This is a genomic window from Vibrio sp. TBV020 (assembly GCF_046056895.1).
In the GTDB taxonomy this organism is placed as follows: domain Bacteria; phylum Pseudomonadota; class Gammaproteobacteria; order Enterobacterales; family Vibrionaceae; genus Vibrio.
In genome coordinates, this window is sequence record NZ_JBEEAQ010000003.1 from 1069816 (window position 1) to 1089374 (window position 19559).

A 19559-nucleotide genomic window follows, 5' to 3' on the forward strand; every position below is an offset into this window, starting at 1 on the left:
AATAGAATAGAAAGCCACATATAGCCTAGTGGCTTTTTTTGTTGCTGAAATTTATATATTGTCTAGCGTGTTAACTAAACTATAGTTATCTGTATCGTTAGCAACTTTATCCAGCCACTCCGTATTAAAAAGAAAAGGCAAACAATCTCACCTATGCAGGGTTTAGCAAAGCTACTTGTGATTGAGGACGACGCTCAAGCGCGTATCAATCTTAGTAATATTTTAGAATTTGTTGGGGAACAATGTGAGGCGATCAGCTCTGATCAACTTGACGATCTCGATTGGTCGCAGGTTTGGGCTGGCTGTATTTTGGGTTCTCTGGACAGTGGTAACCTGTCGGCCAAGCTGAGTGAAAAATTATCTCAAGCCAATCATATTCCGCTATTAATTGCCGGGAAGCATTCTTATCCAGTCGAAGAGCTAACACATTATGTTGGTGAGCTGGAGTTCCCTTTGAATTACCCTCAGCTCAGCGAAGCCTTACGTCACTGTAAAGATTTTCTAGGTCGTAAAGGGGTAAATGTTCCTTCTTCTTCACGTAAAAACACCTTGTTCCGTAGTTTGGTTGGTCAAAGTATGGGAATCAAAGAGGTGCGACACCTGATCGAACAAGTATCAGGTACAGAAGCCAATGTTCTTATTCTCGGTGAATCGGGAACAGGTAAAGAAGTTGTTGCACGAAACATTCATTATCATTCAGCGCGCCGTACAGGCCCATTTGTCCCTATTAACTGTGGGGCGATCCCGCCTGACTTGTTAGAAAGTGAGTTGTTTGGTCATGAGAAAGGGGCCTTTACAGGTGCAATTACTGCGCGCAAAGGGCGTTTTGAGCTTGCTGAAGGCGGCACTCTGTTTCTAGATGAAATTGGTGATATGCCAATGCCTATGCAGGTGAAGCTTCTTCGTGTACTTCAAGAGCGTAGCTTCGAACGAGTCGGTGGTAATACAACAATACGTGTAAACGTGCGTGTTATTGCTGCAACGCACCGTAATCTAGAAGGCATGATCGATGACGAGTCGTTCCGTGAAGACTTGTACTACCGTTTAAACGTATTCCCGATAGAGATGCCAGCATTACGTGATCGCAGAGAAGATATACCTCTATTGCTGCAAGAGCTGATGACTCGAATGGAGTCAGAAGGTGCACAGCCAATCTGCTTTACTCCTCGTTCTATTAACTCTTTAACAGAGCATGATTGGCCAGGCAACGTACGTGAACTGGCGAATTTAGTCGAACGTATGATCATCCTCTATCCAAACAGTTTGGTTGATGTAAACCACCTGCCAACTAAGTACCGATACAGTGATATTCCTGAATTCCAGCCAGAGTACAACAGTGTAGATTCGGTTGAAGAGCAAGAACGAGATGCTTTACAAGATCTGTTTTCTGAAGATTTCAGCTTAGAGTCGACGGATTTTTTCCAAGATCATGACAATGCGCCTCAAAGCCTCCCGCCTGAAGGGGTGAACTTAAAAGAGATGCTGGCTGAGCTTGAAGTGAATATGATTAATCAAGCACTAGAAGCACAAGGTGGAGTAGTCGCCCGAGCTGCTGACATGCTAGGTATGCGTCGTACCACGCTGGTTGAGAAGATGAGAAAATACAATTTGCAGCGTTAGTATTGGCCGAAAATTTGACTGTCAAATTTTCGACTTAATGGTAACTTGTTGAAAGTATTGTAAAATAGCCTGGCTTGCTTATTGCATGACAGGCTATTGTAGTTTTTAAGGTAGAAATACGTCATGCATTCAACATCACAGGCTGATAACCCAATGCCGCTAGGTACTTTAGAACAACAAGTCGAACGTTATCAGCAAGTGCTCGATGTTATGCCTGCTGGTGTGATTCTGCTTGATACTCAAGGGGTTGTTCAAGAAGCCAACCCTGAAGCTCAGCGTTTGTTAGAAATTTCTCTTGTCGGTGAAAAATGGTTCGAAGTGATTCAACAAGCGTTCGCGCCCCGAGAAGATGATGGTCACGAAATTTCCCTCAGAAATGGCCGCAAAGTACGTTTAGCGATTTCGGCTTCGACCACAGGTCAGCTTATCTTAATCACGGATTTGACGGAAACTCGTTTACTTCAGTCTCGAATCAGCGACCTTCAACGCCTTTCTTCATTGGGGAGAATGGTCGCGTCACTTGCGCACCAAGTAAGAACACCGCTCTCTAGTGCGATGTTGTATGCGTCGAATCTAGGTGCACCGAATCTACCGCCAGCGACAAAAGATCGTTTTCAAAATAAGCTGATGGATCGATTGCATGACTTAGAAAAGCAAGTGAATGACATGCTGCTTTTTGCTAAAGGTGGTGATAACAAGGTCGTGAAGCCATTTACGATTTCAGACTTGGTGGCAGAGTTCTCACCAATGGTCGAAACGGCGCTTAAAAACAATCAGATCGATTACTTTTTAGAAGTAGAAGAAGAACATACACAGTTACTAGGCAATGCCAATGCTATTGCCTCTGCGTTAAGTAACCTAGTAATGAACGCAATTCAAATCGCAGGCAAAGAGTCTCAAGTAGACGTATTCTTTAGACCTGTGAATGGTGAGTTGAAAATTTCAGTTCAAGACAGCGGGCCAGGCGTGCCTAAAGAGCTGCAAAACAAAATTATGGAACCTTTCTTCACAACTCGCTCTCAAGGTACTGGCCTTGGTTTAGCGGTGGTTCAAATGGTGTGCCGAGCACATGACGGAAGATTGGAACTGATTTCAGAAGAGGGTGACGGCGCATGTTTTACCATGTGTATTCCGTTGGAACGCATTCCTCAAACTGACCAAGAAGCTATGACTGGAGAAAGATAATGGCTCAAAGTAAGGTATTAATCGTAGAAGATGATGAAGGTCTACGCGAAGCATTAGTCGACACTCTCGCTCTAGCTGGTTACGAATGGTTGGAAGCGGACAGTGCCGAAGATGCCTTGGTCAAACTCAAATCAAATAACGTTGATATTGTTGTTTCCGATGTGCAAATGGCAGGCATGGGCGGCTTAGCGTTACTTCGAAACATCAAACAACATTGGCCAAATTTACCAGTTTTGCTGATGACGGCTTATGCCAACATTGAAGATGCTGTCTCTGCCATGAAAGATGGTGCGATTGATTACATGGCGAAGCCATTTGCTCCAGAAGTGCTGCTAAACATGGTAAGTCGCTATGCACCGGTAAAGTCAGACGATAACGGCGATGCAGTTGTAGCGGATGAGAAGAGCATCAAATTACTCGCGTTAGCCGACAAAGTAGCGAAAACCGATGCAAGCGTCATGGTGTTAGGGCCAAGTGGTTCTGGTAAAGAAGTGATGTCTCGTTACATCCACAACGCTTCAAACCGTAAAGATGGTCCGTTTGTCGCGATCAACTGTGCAGCGATTCCGGACAATATGCTAGAAGCCACTTTATTTGGCTACGAGAAAGGGGCATTCACTGGCGCGGTTCAAGCGTGTCCAGGAAAGTTCGAGCAAGCGCAAGGTGGCACAATCCTACTTGATGAAATCAGCGAAATGGACTTAAGCCTTCAGGCGAAACTACTGCGCGTTCTGCAAGAGAGAGAAGTTGAGCGTCTTGGTAGTCGTAAAAGCATTAAACTAGATGTCCGCGTGCTCGCGACCAGTAACCGTGACCTCAAACAGTATGTTCAAGAAGGTAACTTCCGTGAAGATTTATACTACCGTTTGAACGTATTCCCAATTGCTTGGCCAGCATTATCAGAGCGCCAAGGAGATATCGAGCCATTGGCAAAGCACCTCGTTGAGCGACACTGCCAAAAACTGGGTATGCCTGTCCCAAATGTATCGGATCAAGCCGTAGCTAAGTTATTGGCTTACCCATGGCCAGGCAACGTACGTGAACTTGATAACGTTATCCAACGTGCATTGATATTGAGCGAAAACAACAATATCGACGCAGAACACATTCTGCTCGAAGGGCTTGATTGGCAAGATGCATCAAGCCTACAAGTGGCGGTTGAAAGTGGAGAGGGTATTACTCCTGACATTAAACCAGTCGTTGAAGCGAGTAAAAACTTAACAGCAGGTTCGGGTTTGGGCGGTGAACTGCGAGACCAAGAATACGCAATCATTCTTGAAACTCTTGAAGAGTGTAATGGACGTCGTAAGGAAATGGCTGAAAAATTAGGCATTAGTCCAAGAACTTTGCGCTACAAGTTAGCAAAAATGCGTGATGCTGGGATTGATATTCCTAACTAACGTGTTATTTTTCTCACTCTTTAATGACGTGGCATGAGGATTGCAGCGTCATTAATCTAGCACTAATTTAAGTCAAAGAGTTGACTACTGAGGTTTTGATGAGAATTGACGGATTTCAAAGCGAAATGCAAGCCATGATGTTTGAGGCTGGCGGGACTAAACCTGCTGCAACTGGTCAAACAGTTGGTGCTGACTTTGGTCAGTTGCTCAACAATGCTATCAATAACGTCAACAGCCTTTCAAAAACATCGAGCAATCTACAAATGCGCTTTGACCGCGGTGATGCTGATGTCTCACTTTCTGATGTTATGATCGCTAGAAACAAGTCTAGTGTCGCTTTCGAAGCAACAATTCAAGTACGAAATAAACTCGTCGAGTCGTACAAAGAATTGATGAACATGCCAGTTTAAGTTTGTAGGTAAAGTCTGTGGCAGAGCAAAATCAATCAACCGACCTGACTGTTTCTGATAGTGGCGCTGATAGCACAATGCTATCAACGACCGATCTCGATTCTGGGGTACAAAACCCAGATCTGGATGAGAAAAGCAGCTCTAAATTTGACATGGCAGTTGGGGATCTCGACCTTCTGCGTCAAGTTGTACTTGTCCTTTCTATTTCTATCTGTGTTGCGTTGATTGTAATGCTGTTCTTTTGGGTTAAAGAACCTGAAATGCGCCCGCTTGGTGCGTATGAGACAGAAGAGCTTATTCCAATCCTTGATTATCTTGATCAGCAAAAACTCGACTACACCCTTGATGGCAACACTATCCTAGTACCAGCAAGTGAATACAACACACTTAAACTGGATATGGTTCGTGCTGGCCTCAATAACGAGAAGCAGGCTGGTGATGACATTCTATTGCAAGATATGGGATTTGGTGTCTCTCAGCGATTAGAGCAAGAGCGTCTGAAGCTAAGCCGTGAGCGCCAACTTTCGAAAGCTATCGAAGAAATGAAGCAGGTGCGTAAAGCTCGCGTTCTTCTGGCATTACCGAAACAAAGTGTGTTTGTGCGCCACAATCAAGAGGCCTCTGCTTCGGTATTTTTGACTCTGAAAACTGGGACAAATTTAAAGCAAGAAGAAGTCGACTCTGTTGTTGATATGGTGTCGAGCGCCGTACCTGGCATGAAACCAAATCGAATTACGGTAACTGACCAACATGGTCGCTTACTAAGCTCGGGCACACAAGATGCTGCGTCTTCTGCTCGTCGTAAAGAGCACGAGCTTGAACGAAAACAAGAGCAAGCGTTACGTGAAAAAATCGACTCTGTACTTATCCCAATTCTAGGGTTCGGCAACTACACCGCTCAAGTTGATATTCAACTCGACTTCAGTGCAGTAGAGCAGACGCGTAAGAGCTTTGACCCTAATACGCCAGCGACACGAAGCGAATACACTTTGGAAGACTATAACAACGGTAGTGTTGTTGCCGGTGTTCCGGGGGCGTTAAGCAACCAACCGCCAGCGGATGCGTCTATTCCTCAAGATGTTGCTCAAATGAAAGATGGCTCAGTACTTGGTCAAGGTTCTGTCCATAAAGAAGCGACACGTAACTTCGAATTAGATACCACAATCAGTCATGAGCGTCGTCAAACGGGTGTGGTTAATCGTCAAACGGTCGCGGTTGCAGTTAAAAATCGTGCAGTCGTTAATCCTGATACAGGTGAAACGACGTATCAACCACTTTCAGAAGCTGAGCTAAACTCAATTAAGCAACTACTGATTGGTACGGTTGGCTTTAGCGAAGCACGTGGAGACTTACTCAACGTTCTGAGTATGCAGTTTGCAATTCCTGAAACAGAAGTGATTGCAGATGTGCCGATTTGGGAACATCCGAACTTCAATGATTGGATTCGTTGGTTTGCAAGTGCGCTAGTCATCATTGTTGTAGTACTTGTCCTAGTACGACCTGCGATGAAGAAACTGCTCAACCCAGCTTCTGACGAAGATGATGACCAACTATACGGCCCAGATGGTATGCCAATCGGTGCGGATGGCGAGACAAGCTTAATTGGCGGCGATTTAGATGGTGGTGAGTTATTTGAGTTCGGTTCGAGTATCGACTTACCTAACTTACATAAAGATGAAGATGTGCTGAAAGCGGTTCGAGCTCTAGTGGCTAACGAACCAGAACTAGCAGCGCAAGTAGTTAAGAATTGGATGCAGGATGCCTAACGAAATAGTTCCACAGGAAGAGGGCGGTGGTGAGGTAGTAGAAAACACCGTGGATATAGCAAGTATTCCGGGCGAAGAGCGTGCGGCGATCCTTTTACTCAGTCTTAATGAGGAAGATGCTGCTGGTATTATTCGTCATCTAGAACCAAAACAAGTTCAACGGGTGGGTAGTGCCATGGCGCGCGCTGCCGACTTAAGTCAAGATAAAGTCGGTGCTGTGCATCGTGCTTTTTTGGAAGACATTCAGAAATACACCAACATCGGTATGGGCAGCGAAGACTTCATGCGTAATGCACTAGTTGCAGCGTTAGGTGAAGACAAAGCCAATAACCTTGTTGACCAAATCCTACTGGGTACAGGATCGAAAGGCCTAGACTCGTTGAAATGGATGGACCCTCGTCAGGTTGCCAGCATCATTATCAACGAGCACCCGCAGATTCAAACCATTGTTCTTTCTTACCTCGAGCCTGATCAATCGGCGGAAATTCTGTCTCAATTTGCTGAACGTGATCGCCTAGATTTGATGATGCGTATTGCCAACCTTGAAGAAGTTCAACCTTCCGCACTTGCTGAGCTGAATGAAATCATGGAGAAACAGTTCGCAGGTCAAGCTGGCGCACAAGCTGCCAAGATTGGCGGCCTGAAGGCGGCGGCAGAGATCATGAACTACATGGACAACAATGTCGAAGGCGTCTTGATGGAGCAAATTCGCGACCAAGACGAAGACATGGCAACTCAGATTCAAGATCTTATGTTTGTCTTCGAGAACCTTATCGAAGTCGACGACCAAGGTATTCAGAAGTTGCTGCGTGATGTTCCTCAAGATGCACTACAACGTGCACTTAAAGGTGCTGACGATGGTCTACGTGAGAAGATCTTCAAGAACATGTCTAAGCGTGCTGCTGAGATGATGCGTGATGATCTAGAGGCGATGCCACCAATTAAAGTATCCGATGTAGAAGCGGCTCAAAAAGAAGTTCTGGCAATTGCAAGACGTATGGCTGACTCTGGCGAATTGATGCTAGGCGGTGGTGCGGATGAGTTCTTATAACCGCAATAAAGTGAGATAAAGGTATTTATGTCTGGGGAACGCAAGCGTGGTTTTTTACGTCTAGATAATGATGAGCTGGTTGAGAAACCAGAGCGTTGGGGTATGCCTGATTATACAGCGCAAACCCATAAAAAAGCGCGCGACACGGCGATGAACTATGACCCTAGCTGGATGCCGGTAGCAGAGCCTGCCAAAGAAGAAGCTCCGACTGAGTTAACCGAAGAAGAAATCGAACTGATTAAGCAACAAGCGTATCAGGAAGGTTTACATCAAGGCCAAGAAGCTGGCTTCAAACAAGGTTATGAAAAGGGTAAGGAGCAGGGACTTGCAGAAGGCCATCAAGAAGGTTTAGAAGCCGGAAAAATCGAAGGCGTTGCTTCTGGGCAAGAATTTATACAGCAGCAAGTACAAACCTTTGTTGGACTAGCCAACCAGTTTGCTCAACCACTAGAGCTGATGAATGCTCAAGTAGAAAAACAGCTGGTGGATATGGTGCTGACGCTTGTTAAAGAAGTCGTGCACGTTGAAGTGCAAACTAACCCTCAAGTTATCTTAGATACGATAAAACAATCGGTTGAATCTCTGCCGATTTCAGGTCACGCAATCACTCTTAAACTTCATCCTGATGACGTAGAGATTATTCGCTCGTCGTATGGTCAAGAAGAGCTGGAGTTTAGAAACTGGACTCTGGCTTCTGAACCGGCATTAAATCGCGGTGATGTGCAGATTGAAGCCGGTGAATCGAGTGTTAACTACCGTATGGAAGATCGTATTCGCAGTGTCATTCAGAGTTTCTGCGGAGTGAACCGTCACCAAGGTGGTGAGTGATGCTCGCGCTTGCCGATCGTTTATCCCAATACAAATCTCAAGGGCTGACTTGTCGACCTGTTGCCTCCGGTAAACTGGTGCGAGTTGTTGGCTTAACACTTGAAGCAACAGGCTGTAGAGCACCTATTGGCAGTTTGTGCACTGTGGAAACCATGCAAGGTGAAATGGAAGCAGAAGTTGTTGGCTTTTCAGGTGACAGTCTCTTCCTTATGCCGAGTGAGCAAATCACCGGTATTTTACCCGGCGCTAAAGTGACACCAATGACCGGAGAAGTAGGTCTACCCGTTGGTATGGAGCTACTTGGTCGAGTTATTGATGGTGTGGGTAACCCGTTGGATGGCCTCGGTCCTATCTACACAGAAAAGCGTGCATCATTTAATGCAGAGCCTATCAATCCACTCGCGAGAAAACCGATCTCTGAGCCACTTGATGTGGGTATTAAAGCGATCAATGGCCTTCTTACTGTGGGGAAAGGACAACGAATTGGTCTATTTGCCGGTTCAGGTGTTGGTAAGTCGGTAACGCTTGGAATGATGACCCGTGGTACCACCGCGCAAGTTGTTGTTGTTGGCCTTATTGGTGAACGTGGCCGCGAAGTAAAAGAATTTATTGAAGAAATCTTAGGCGTTGATGGACGTCAACGTTCTGTCGTTGTTGCCGCTCCAGCAGACTCTTCCCCACTAATGCGCTTAAAAGGGTGTCAGACAGCGCTAACGATAGCTGAGTATTTCCGAGATCAAGGCTTAGATGTCTTGTTACTTATGGATTCATTAACTCGTTTTGCGCAAGCGCAACGTGAAATCGCGCTTTCGGTTGGTGAGCCTCCTGCAACCAAAGGTTATCCGCCGTCAGTATTTGCCAAACTCCCTGCGCTGGTTGAACGAGCGGGTAACGGTAGCCCCGAACAAGGTTCCATCACCGCATTTTTTACCGTTCTAACTGAAGGTGATGACCTACAAGATCCGATTGCGGATGCTTCTCGAGCGATTCTTGATGGTCACGTAGTCTTATCTCGTGAGATGGCGGACGCTGGCCACTACCCAGCGATTGATGTAGAAAAATCAGTCAGCCGTGTGATGCCACAAATTACCACCGAAGAACATGTATTGATGTCGAAAGCGGTTCGACAAGTTCTTTCTATCTGCCGTAAAAACCAAGATTTGGTATCGATTGGTGCCTATAAACCGGGTACTGATCCTGCTATCGATGGTGCATTTACCATTAAGCCTAAGCTTGATGCTTACTTGCAGCAGACGATGAAAGAAACTGTGCCATACGATATGTGTGTCAACATGCTAAGTCGTCTATTGCACGGGGAGTAATCGCCAATGGAAAACGCACTAGAGTTTTTGCTAGAACAAGCGAAAGAACGCGAAAACCAAGCGGTGATGGCCCTAAATCAAGCTCGCGTTGAATTGGATGGTTATTATCAACAGCTAGAGCAGATTGAAAAGTATCGTCTCGACTACTGCCAGCAACTTGTTGACCGTGGTCAGCAAGGGTTGAGTGCTAGTCAATATTCCCATTTAAATCGTTTCTTAACCACACTAGACGAAACCCTAGCTAAACAGAAGCAGGCAGAAGAGCACTTTAAGGGACAAGTAGAAAGTTGCGAACAAAACTGGTTAGAAAGTCGCAAGCAGCGCCGCTCTTATGAATGGTTGATTGACAAGAAGAAAACCGAAAAAGAACGACTGGAGCATCAGCGAGAACAGAAACAAATGGACGAGTTTTCGACGTTACAATTCTCTCGACGCTTGTCCAACTAAATCTCGACGACCCATCCCCTTTAGCTCCTAACTTGGCTCACTTTTTGCAGTGTGTTCTGCAATATAGTCATCAGCTTGTATGCAATTTATCCGGCATTTTTGCTCTGAGGTTAATCCCCTTTAAGCGACATTGAGTGAGTCTTCTATGAATATCAATCTATCATCGGTATCAGAAAGCCCAAAAGTGGCAAAGAGTGTTGCCTCTGGAGAAGAGGTCGCTACGGAAGCGTCAGAATCAGGAGGCTTCTTTTCCAAACTTGCCGCTATGATAAAGGGTGAAGGGAAAGCCGAAGGTGAAACTGAAAGCGTGAAATCTGTTTCAAATGAAGGGGATAGTGAAGTTTCTGTTGAAGGTGATGCTGAAGTTAGTGAAGCAAAACTAACCACAACGGAATCTCAAAGTACTGACGAGTTATTAGCTTCTGAAAACGAGTCAGCAGAGAAGAAAGCATCCGTTGAGAGTGAATCTGACTCAGATAAGCCAGCCGCAACAACGAAGTCGGTTGACGCTGAGGGAAAAGCAGAAACATCGCAGTCAGCGAGCAAAATTGTTTCGGAAAATGATGAAGTGCTTCAGCGGCTCAATGAATCCAACAATGCGCTGAAACCAAAAGACGGCAAAGAGTTGCCTCAAGAAAGTGATATCGTTCAGGGTGATGTTAAAAAAGAAGCCGTTGCTTTGACAAGTAGTCAATCACCAGACAATGAGTTAGAGGGCGTTAAACTCGAAGGTAAACAACAAGCGGCTTCAACAATGAAGCCCGAACCTTCAACGCAAACTGTGGTGAGCGCTGATGGTGAAGAAGTCGCTGTACCAAAAGCAGCAGCGCCATTTATTCAGCAGCAACAAGCTTCAGGCACTGAACAGCCCCTAGAATCCGACTCGTCTGATACAGCACCAGTGGCGGTTGCAACAAGCGCAGGAGTGATTGCTGCAAATACAACAGATGTCGCTGAGGCCGGAGAAAGCGTTGAACACGTAGCGCAAAAGGTAAGCTCTGAAGAATTGATACAGCCTCAATCTGATGACGCTATAAAATTAGAGAATGGGTCTGCGGCAGAACCTGCGGTCGCAGCAGGTGCTGCAGCGGTTGTCGCAGCTAGCGTGGCAACCTCGAACAAAACTACACCTCAAGCTAAAGTTTCTAACGATGACGCTCAAACTCAGATTAAACAAGGTGACACTGTTGCTTCGCAAGCTCTAACCGAAGGCGACCTTGACCCTAATATGGCTGCAGCTGCTCCTGTCGCTGCTGCAGCGATTCCGTGGGCAGCGTCGGCAGAGAATGTTGCCACGGATGAAGTAGCGATTAATCTTGATGGCGCACCAAAAGCGCAACAAGCAGCAGTGGCACAATCAGTCCAACAAGCTCTCGGACACCAGCAAGCGCAAGTCGCTCAAAGTGCATTACAAACTCAGTCTGTACAACAAGCAGCTTCTGCTATACCCGCTGATTTAGCAGCGATGCAAATGCAGCAAGTTGCAGCGGCACCCAATGTCGCAATGACACAGGATCAAGCGTTGCTTAAAGCTGCGATGGGAGCGAAAGCTGCAGGTACTATCGGACAGCTCGCGAAAAGTAGTGAAGGCCAGCAAGCTGGGCAAGAAAGTGGCTTTGCTCAGCAGCTGTCTCAAGCAGCTGGCGCTCAGGGGACTAACTCGCTTAGTCAGGCTCGCGCTGATCAAGTCGCCGCTCAGGCCCCTCTTCAACTCACTCGCGAAATGGCTAGTGAACAGGTGGCAGAGCGCGTCCAAATGATGATGTCTAAGAACCTGAAAAACATTGATATTCGATTGGACCCACCAGAGTTAGGTCGAATGCAGATTCGTATGAATATGAATGGTGATGGTGCTACTGTTCACTTTACCGTTGCAAACCAGCAAGCTCGTGACGTAATTGAGCAGTCGATGCCAAGATTACGCGAAATGCTTGCTCAGCAAGGTGTACAATTGAATGATAGCTCTGTGCAACAGCAAGCCTCAGGTCAGCAACAAAAAGGTTATGCTGCAGCAGGACAAGGACAAAATGGTCAAGGTAACAGCAATCAAGGTGTCCAAGGCGAAGAAAACCTTGAAGCAGACATCAATCTTGATTTGAATGTCGCTGCAAAGCGTGATGGAATTAGCTATTACGCTTAAACTGTAAAAATCAAATAAATAGAGAACGTTAAGTTATGGCAGTCGAAGAAGTCGAAACGGAAGCGCCGAAAGGGAAAAGCAAATTACTGATCATCATTATCGCCGTCGTTGTCTTATTGGCGGGCGGTGGTGGTGCTGCCTTTTTCTTAATGGGTTCTGATGAGCCAGCAGCAGCCGATAGCGCGGTACAACAAGAAGTTGTCGCACCGACTGACCCTGTGGCGTATGTGAATATACCTCAACCTTTCTTGTTCAATGTGACCGGAGATAAGAAAGATCGTTTAGTTCAGATTAAAGTGCAGCTTATGGTGCGTGGCAGTGATAATGAGAACCTTGCTCGATACCACTCTCCATTGATTGAAAGCTCTCTACTCAGCACATTTGCTTCAGCGACGGTTGACCAACTGAGAAGTGCAAATGGTCGTGTAGAACTACGTGACAAAGCCACTGATGATATTAAAGCGAGCTTAACGCGTGCGGTAGGTCAGCCTGTTATTGAGCGTGTACTCTTCACCGATTTTGTAATTCAGTAGGTGCCAAGTGACCGATCTATTAAGCCAAGATGAAATCGATGCTCTCTTACACGGGGTAGATGATGTCGATGATGTCGAAGATGAAGTTGTTGCCTCAGACGCCAGTGCCGTTGAGTTCGACTTTTCATCGCAAGATCGCATTGTTCGTGGTCGAATGCCGACCTTGGAGCTTATTAATGAGCGTTTTGCCCGCCATATGCGGATCAGCTTATTTAATATGCTACGAAAAACCGCTGAGGTATCGATCAACGGCGTACAAATGATGAAATTTGGTGAATACCAAAATACCTTGTACGTTCCAACCAGTTTGAACATGGTGCGTTTCCGTCCGTTGAAAGGTACTGCGTTGATTACCATGGAAGCACGACTGGTTTTCATTTTGGTAGAGAACTTCTTTGGTGGTGATGGCCGATTCCACGCACGTATCGAAGGGCGTGAATTTACCCCGACGGAGCGTCGAATTGTTCAGCTGCTACTGAAAATTGTATTTGAAGACTACAAAGAAGCTTGGTCTCCAGTGATGGGGGTTGAGTTTGAGTACTTAGACTCTGAAGTTAACCCAAGTATGGCCAACATTGTCAGCCCTACTGAGGTGATTGTTGTCAGTTCATTCCACATTGAAGTGGATGGTGGTGGCGGTGACTTCCATGTTGTTATGCCATATTCAATGGTTGAACCGATTCGTGAATTGCTCGATGCCGGTGTTCAATCAGATAAAATGGAAACAGACGTTCGTTGGAGTACAGCACTTCGTGAAGAAATCATGGATGTACCGGTGAATTTTCGTGTAGAACTGCTGGAACAAGACATCTCATTACGTGATCTGATGGAGCTTCAACCGGGCGATATCATTCCGATCACGATGCCAGAACATGCGACTATGTTCGTCGAAGAACTGCCGACATTTAGAACCAAGATGGGGCGCTCAGGTGAACATCTTGCAGTTCAAGTTTCAGAAAAAATTAAACGCCCTGATGTGGTGAAAACCGATATCGCCTTCCTCGGAAAAGATGTGATTTCCGAACTCGAAGAAGACGATAGCGAAATTGAAGATTAAGAGAATAACAGGTAACAGGTATGGAACCGAGTGACGACCAAAAGCTGGCAGACGAATGGGCTGCCGCATTAGGTGAAGATCCAAGTGCACCAAGTATTGATGTTGATGAAGTAATGAATGCTCAGCTTGATGAGCTAGAAGATACTTCTTCTCCAATTTCAGAAGATGAGCGCCGTAAACTCGATACGATTTTAGATATCCCAGTTACTATTTCAATGGAAGTTGGGCGTTCGCAAATTAGTATTCGAAACCTACTACAACTTAACCAAGGTTCTGTTGTTGAGTTGGAACGCCTTGCGGGTGAGTCACTCGATGTATTGGTTAACGGCACTTTGATTGCGCATGGTGAAGTCGTTGTCGTCAACGATAAGTTTGGTATTCGTCTTACAGATGTAATCAGTCAAACAGAGCGCATTAAGAAACTTAGATAAAGTAAGGTACAGTATGACGTCTAAAGTTAAGGAGTACTTACTTTATTCTCTGGCTTTAATATCACCATCCGCGATGGCTGCCGCCCCTGGTAGCCAACTAGACTGGGCGACCACTTTTGGGTCGCTCTTGTTCGTTATTGCCTTCATTTTATTTTTGGCTTGGTTGCTAAAGCGAATGCGAGTGCCTGCAATGGTTAACCAAAAGGGTTTAAGCGTTGTACGTCAGATAGCATTGGGCAACCGAGAGCGAATTATGATCGTTCAAGCCGGAGAAGAACAATTTTTGGTTGGCGTCACTGCCCAATCAATCCAACTGATCTCAAAACTGGATAAACCCTTATCTCAGGAGGAGATGGCTGCGAGTCCATTTGCCAATCAATTGACTCAGCTATTAAAAAAGAATGATAAAAACGAATAACATTGCGTCGCTCATTCTGACGCTTTTCATCCTGGCTTTCTCTACGCTCACTTATGCGCAAGAGGAACTTGCAACACCCGTTCCAGCCAACGCCGCTCCGGGGAACTCGGTAACGGTATCAGCGATGGAAAGTGAGCAAGGGACAGCAAAAACCATCTCCACGAGTAGTTTAGTGGGGGGAGGTGGATCTGGTGTTCCAGCATTCACCATGACGACGAATCCAGACGGTAGTGAAGACTACTCAGTTAACTTGCAGATATTGGCGCTAATGACCATGCTCGGCTTCTTGCCTGCGATGGTTATCTTGATGACGTCATTTACCCGTATTGTGGTAGTTATGTCGATTCTTCGTCAGGCGATGGGTCTACAGCAAACACCATCGAATCAGGTGATTATTGGTATCGCTATCTTCTTAACATTTTTCATCATGTCACCTGTTTTAAACAAGATTAATGATGATGCCATCCAGCCATACATTAATGAACAGATTTCGGCTCGCCAAGCGTTTGATTTAGCCCAAGTTCCGATGAAAGACTTTATGCTCAAACAGACACGGGTGAAAGACTTAGAAACCTTCGTTAATATTTCAGGCTCAACGGCAACCGCACCGGAAGACGTATCCATGGCGGTGCTAATCCCAGCGTTTATCACCTCTGAGCTCAAGACTGCATTCCAAATCGGCTTCATGCTGTTCTTACCCTTCTTAGTTATCGACCTTGTTGTCGCATCGGTATTGATGGCAATGGGTATGATGATGCTTTCGCCAATGATTGTATCGCTGCCGTTTAAGCTGATGCTCTTTGTACTGGTTGATGGTTGGAACTTGATATTGTCCACCTTGGCCGGCAGCTTTGCCTTGTGACGGGAGATAGATTATGACTCCTGAAATGTTTGTCGAGTTGTTTAGAGACGCACTGTGGATGGTTCTTATCATGGTGTGTGCGATCATTATTCCAAGCTTATTGATTGGTTTAGTGGTAGCCATTTTTCAAGCGGCGACTTCCATCAACGAACAAACACTAAGTTTTTTACCTCGTTTGATCGTAACGCTACTCGCACTAATGTTGTTTGCTCACTGGATGACGCAAATCTTGATGGAGTTTTTCTTCAGCATGATTGAGCGTATGCCTCAGGTTCTTTACTAGGTAGCGGTATGGAATATCCGGCGACGATAGTACTGGATTGGATAGCCAACTACTTTTGGCCTTATACCCGCATCGCTGCAATGTTGATGGTCATGTCGGTAACGGGTGCTCGCTTCGTTTCTACTCGCGTTCGACTCTATCTTGGTTTGGCAATCACCTTTGCTGTGATGCCTGCTATCCCCGCCGTCCCAGATACCATCGAATTGCTCTCTTTTGCTGGTTTTATGACATTGCTTGAGCAAATCATCATTGGCGTCGCGATGGGCACAGTAACTCAGTTCATGATTCAAACCTTTGTTATTTTAGGTCAGATCCTCGGTATGCAATCGAGCTTGGGCTTCGCTTCTATGGTAGACCCAGCGAATGGTCAGAATACGCCTCTATTAGGTCAGTTATTCATGTTCCTATCAACGTTATTCTTCTTAACCACTGATGGACATTTGAAAATGATCATGCTGGTGGTGATGAGCTTTAAGTCGCTGCCGATTGGGACTGGTTCACTGACTACAGTTGATTTTAGAGAGCTGGCGTTATGGCTTGGTACTATGTTTAAAGTTGCGTTAAGTATGTCGCTCTCTGGCATTATTGCGTTGCTTACTATCAACCTTTCATTTGGTGTTATGACCCGTGCAGCACCACAATTAAACATTTTCTCTTTGGGTTTTGCGTTTGCATTGATGGTTGGTTTGTTGATTTGTTGGTATATCATCGCCGGTTTGTACAACCACTATGAACTATTCTGGATACAGGGTGAGCAGCAAATTTGCCAATTTATTAGGCTAGATTGTTAGGAGGCTGAATGGCAGAGTCAGACGGTCAAGAACGCACAGAAGACGCCACGCCCAGGCGCTTGCAACAGGCTCGAGAAAAAGGGCAGGTTGCAAGGTCTAAAGAGTTAGCGTCAGTTTCTGTACTAGTGGTAGGCTCCGTTGCGCTGATGTGGTTTGGCGAGAGTTTAGCGCGTGCGTTATTTACCGTTATGGGGCGCTTGTTTAGCCTTTCCAGGGAAGAGATATTCGACCACGTTAAGCTGTTTGATATTGTTATTGGCTCTATGGGCAGTCTAATCCTTCCTTTACTCCTAATACTCGTAACCTTGTTTATTGCTGCCGTTGCTGGTGCAGCGGGTGTTGGTGGAGTGAGCTTTTCAGTTGAAGCTGCAATGCCGAAATGGTCGAAGATGAACCCACTCAGCGGCTTAAAACGTATGGTTGGAATGCAAAGCTGGGTTGAGCTGATTAAGTCGATATTAAAAGTGGCTTTAGTATCGGGTATGGCGTTTTACCTGATCAGTGCAGCTCGAGAGGATCTGTTCCAGCTTAGTATGGATGTTTATCCGCAAAACATTTTCCATGCTCTCGATATCTTGCTTAACTTCGTTTTACTTATTAGTTGTACGCTATTGATTGTAGCAGCGATTGATATTCCGTTTCAGATTTGGCAGCACGCCAATCAGCTAAAAATGACCAAGCAAGAGGTCAAAGACGAATACAAGGAAACTGAAGGTAAGCCGGAAGTTAAAGGTCGTATTCGTATGCTTCAGCGAGAAGCAGCCCAACGTCGAATGATGGCCGAAGTACCGCAAGCCGACGTTATTGTTACCAACCCAGAGCACTTCTCTGTCGCGCTTCGCTATAAACAAAACACTGATAAAGCACCTATTGTGGTAGCGAAAGGTACTGACCATATGGCGTTGAAAATTAGAGAAGTTGCTCGTGAGCACGATATTTATGTGATTCCAGCGCCACCATTGGCTCGTGCTCTGTACCATTCTACAGAGCTAGAACAAGAGATCCCTGATGGGTTGTTTACCGCGGTGGCTCAGATTCTGGCTTATGTGTTCCAGCTTAAGCAATACCGTAGGAAAGGTGGTCAGCGTCCTAACTTGAAGACGTCTGAGTTGCCAATTCCTCCTGAATTGAGGAAGTAGGGAAGCTTATCTTTGCTTCTCCGTCATTCCTTAGAGTGACGAAGGAGCGAATAGGGAATCTTTAAAGGTTTGGGACTTGCTTTAAGAGATCCCCAACTCGTTCGTACCTCACTCTTGAGGATGACGAGGCTTTGATAGCTGTCATTCCATAGAACGACGAAGGAGTGAGTAGGGAATCTCTTGAAGGTGATCCGGTTACTTTTCTGGAATCGAAAGCAACACTAATAAGGCACCATCCCCACCAAATTCAAGAGGTGCTTGGTGAAAAGCCATCACATCTGGATGCTGAGCCAGCCATAGTGGTGCTTTCTGTTTTAAGATGTGCTTACCAATCCCGTGTTGCACACAGGCACAAGAAATTTCATTTTTAATACAGTAGGCGATCATTGAACCTAACTCTCGTTTGGCTTCTTGCTGGGTCATACCATGCATGTCTAAGAACACATCCGGTACATACACACCACGGCGAAGTCGCTTCACTTCATAAGTAGAAACATCATCTCGCGCATAACGAGTCGGTCCTTCTTCATTTAAGAGAGGCACAAACTCGTCTGAGAAATAAAACTCCGTATCGCTTGCTTCACGGGCAGTTCGGGTAATTTCTTTTTGTTTACTATTTTTTTTTGGTTGCTGGACTATGGTATCCTGTGACAACTTTTTTACGCCTTGTACTGCATCCCTAAAAAGGGCGAAGTCATCATCCATATCGGTGTCTTTTTTGCTCATGGGACTAAATTTAATATGTATAAATGCAATTAGCAGTATTGTAGCGCTTTTCGGAGGCAATTTTGGATAAGATTTTTGTAGAAGAAGCAGTATCAGAACTTCACTCGCTTCAAGATATGATTCGTTGGACGGTAAGCCGTTTCAATGCCGCGAACCTTTTCTATGGTCACGGCACGGATAACGCTTGGGATGAAGCAGTGCAATTAATCCTGCCGACGCTATACCTACCAATCGATGTGCCTCCACATGTACTGAACTCTCGTCTAACAACAAGTGAGCGCATGCGTATTGTTGAACGCGTTGTTAAGCGTATCAATGAGCGTACTCCAACTGCGTATCTAACCAATAAAGCATGGTTCTGTGGCCTTGAGTTTTTTGTTGATGAGCGAGTTCTAGTGCCGCGCTCACCAATTGGTGAACTGATTCAAGCAGAGTTCCAACCTTGGTTGATTGAAGAACCAGCACGCATTATGGATTTGTGTACAGGCAGTGGCTGTATCGCGATCGCTTGTGCTCATGCCTTCCCAGAAGCAGAAGTGGACGCTATTGATATTTCTACAGACGCGCTACAGGTTGCAGAACAAAATGTTCAAGACCATGGCATGGAACAACAAGTTTTCCCTATCCGTTCTGATCTGTTCCGTGATCTACCAAAAGAGAAGTACAACATTATCGTGTCTAACCCACCGTACGTGGATGAGGAAGACATGAACAGCTTGCCAGATGAGTTCACGCACGAGCCTGAACTAGGTTTAGCAGCTGGTACAGATGGCCTTAAGCTAGTTCGCCGTATTCTGGCCAATGCACCAGACTACTTGACTGACAATGGTTTCCTTATCTGTGAAGTGGGTAACTCTATGGTTCACATGATGGAGCAGTATCCTCATATTCCATTTACTTGGATTGAGTTTGAAAACGGCGGCCACGGTGTATTTATGTTAACTCGTGAGCAGATGCTAGAGCACGCAGCAGAGTTTTCTATCTATAAAGACTAATCGCTAATACGCTCGTTCTTTAATAAAGCGCCAAGCCTTGATTTGCATACCAATCAGCTTGGCGTTTTTTATGCGTGCTAAAAAGCAAAATAGTTGGTGATTAGGGGTTTACATCAAACCGCAATAAGGCGACTATGAATTTACGAACAATTGAA

The 19559-nt window shown here is 45.6% G+C and carries 20 protein-coding genes; 19 read left to right on the top strand and 1 reads right to left on the bottom strand.

Annotated elements, in window-relative coordinates:
• Window positions 1–153 precede the first annotated feature (153 nt).
• The 18 genes from AAFX28_RS12890 (at window position 154) to flhB (ending at window position 17683) form a co-directional block, all read left to right on the top strand.
• Window positions 154–1620, top strand: a complete 1467-nt coding sequence (locus AAFX28_RS12890; RefSeq protein ID WP_408688188.1) for a sigma-54 dependent transcriptional regulator — start codon at window positions 154–156, stop codon at window positions 1618–1620.
• A gap of 123 nt (window positions 1621–1743) precedes the next feature.
• Complete coding sequence (locus AAFX28_RS12895; RefSeq protein ID WP_408688189.1) at window positions 1744–2805, top strand: sensor histidine kinase; 1062 nt, start codon at window positions 1744–1746, stop codon at window positions 2803–2805.
• On the top strand, window positions 2805–4205 hold the full coding sequence (locus AAFX28_RS12900) for a sigma-54-dependent transcriptional regulator (RefSeq protein WP_408688190.1): 1401 nt from the start codon (window positions 2805–2807) through the stop codon (window positions 4203–4205). The genes AAFX28_RS12895 and AAFX28_RS12900 overlap by 1 nt, the downstream gene beginning before the upstream one ends.
• Before the next feature lie 98 nt (window positions 4206–4303).
• Window positions 4304–4615 carry a flagellar hook-basal body complex protein FliE gene (fliE, locus tag AAFX28_RS12905; RefSeq protein WP_408688192.1) on the top strand — a complete coding sequence of 104 codons (312 nt, stop codon included), beginning with the start codon at window positions 4304–4306 and terminating at the stop codon, window positions 4613–4615.
• Between the two features lie 17 nt (window positions 4616–4632).
• The gene (gene fliF, locus AAFX28_RS12910) at window positions 4633–6381 is read left to right on the top strand and encodes a flagellar basal-body MS-ring/collar protein FliF (protein WP_408688194.1); all 1749 of its coding nucleotides are present in this window, start codon (window positions 4633–4635) and stop codon (window positions 6379–6381) included.
• Window positions 6374–7432, top strand: coding sequence for a flagellar motor switch protein FliG (gene fliG / locus AAFX28_RS12915; RefSeq protein ID WP_408688196.1), 1059 nt, complete (start codon window positions 6374–6376; stop codon window positions 7430–7432). Before fliF ends, fliG begins: the two co-directional genes overlap by 8 nt.
• A 27-nt stretch (window positions 7433–7459) precedes the next feature.
• Window positions 7460–8260, top strand: a complete 801-nt coding sequence (gene fliH / locus AAFX28_RS12920; RefSeq protein ID WP_408688197.1) for a flagellar assembly protein FliH — start codon at window positions 7460–7462, stop codon at window positions 8258–8260.
• Window positions 8260–9582: a flagellar protein export ATPase FliI gene (gene fliI / locus AAFX28_RS12925; RefSeq protein WP_408688199.1), complete on the top strand. Its 1323-nt coding sequence runs from the start codon at window positions 8260–8262 to the stop codon at window positions 9580–9582. Before fliH ends, fliI begins: the two co-directional genes overlap by 1 nt.
• Window positions 9583–9588: 6 nt before the next feature.
• The gene (fliJ, locus tag AAFX28_RS12930; protein WP_408688200.1) at window positions 9589–10029 is read left to right on the top strand and encodes a flagellar export protein FliJ; all 441 of its coding nucleotides are present in this window, start codon (window positions 9589–9591) and stop codon (window positions 10027–10029) included.
• A gap of 145 nt (window positions 10030–10174) precedes the next feature.
• Complete coding sequence (locus AAFX28_RS12935) at window positions 10175–12169, top strand: flagellar hook-length control protein FliK (protein WP_408688201.1); 1995 nt, start codon at window positions 10175–10177, stop codon at window positions 12167–12169.
• Between the two features lie 35 nt (window positions 12170–12204).
• Entirely contained in the window at window positions 12205–12702 is a 498-nt protein-coding gene (fliL, locus tag AAFX28_RS12940; RefSeq protein WP_408688203.1) for a flagellar basal body-associated protein FliL, read from the top strand.
• Window positions 12703–12709: 7 nt separating this feature from the next.
• On the top strand, window positions 12710–13759 hold the full coding sequence (gene fliM / locus AAFX28_RS12945) for a flagellar motor switch protein FliM (protein WP_408688205.1): 1050 nt from the start codon (window positions 12710–12712) through the stop codon (window positions 13757–13759).
• Window positions 13760–13779: 20 nt separating this feature from the next.
• Window positions 13780–14190, top strand: coding sequence for a flagellar motor switch protein FliN (gene fliN, locus AAFX28_RS12950; protein WP_004413260.1), 411 nt, complete (start codon window positions 13780–13782; stop codon window positions 14188–14190).
• Window positions 14191–14203: 13 nt separating this feature from the next.
• The gene (gene fliO, locus AAFX28_RS12955; RefSeq protein ID WP_408688206.1) at window positions 14204–14608 is read left to right on the top strand and encodes a flagellar biosynthetic protein FliO; all 405 of its coding nucleotides are present in this window, start codon (window positions 14204–14206) and stop codon (window positions 14606–14608) included.
• On the top strand, window positions 14592–15470 hold the full coding sequence (fliP, locus tag AAFX28_RS12960; RefSeq protein ID WP_408688208.1) for a flagellar type III secretion system pore protein FliP: 879 nt from the start codon (window positions 14592–14594) through the stop codon (window positions 15468–15470). The genes fliO and fliP overlap by 17 nt, the downstream gene beginning before the upstream one ends.
• A 13-nt stretch (window positions 15471–15483) precedes the next feature.
• Window positions 15484–15753 (top strand): flagellar biosynthesis protein FliQ, encoded by a 270-nt coding sequence (gene fliQ / locus AAFX28_RS12965; RefSeq protein ID WP_408688210.1) that lies wholly within the window; start codon window positions 15484–15486, stop codon window positions 15751–15753.
• Window positions 15754–15761: 8 nt separating this feature from the next.
• Complete coding sequence (gene fliR, locus AAFX28_RS12970; RefSeq protein ID WP_408688211.1) at window positions 15762–16544, top strand: flagellar biosynthetic protein FliR; 783 nt, start codon at window positions 15762–15764, stop codon at window positions 16542–16544.
• 8 nt (window positions 16545–16552) lie between these two features.
• Complete coding sequence (gene flhB, locus AAFX28_RS12975; RefSeq protein WP_408688213.1) at window positions 16553–17683, top strand: flagellar biosynthesis protein FlhB; 1131 nt, start codon at window positions 16553–16555, stop codon at window positions 17681–17683.
• A gap of 195 nt (window positions 17684–17878) precedes the next feature.
• Here flhB and smrB read toward each other — a convergent pair whose 3' ends face one another.
• Window positions 17879–18409 (bottom strand): endonuclease SmrB, encoded by a 531-nt coding sequence (gene smrB / locus AAFX28_RS12980; RefSeq protein ID WP_053440462.1) that lies wholly within the window; start codon window positions 18407–18409, stop codon window positions 17879–17881.
• 62 nt (window positions 18410–18471) lie between these two features.
• On the opposite strand from smrB, the gene prmB reads away from it, so the two are divergent.
• On the top strand, window positions 18472–19404 hold the full coding sequence (gene prmB, locus AAFX28_RS12985; RefSeq protein ID WP_408688215.1) for a 50S ribosomal protein L3 N(5)-glutamine methyltransferase: 933 nt from the start codon (window positions 18472–18474) through the stop codon (window positions 19402–19404).
• Window positions 19405–19559 lie beyond the last annotated feature (155 nt).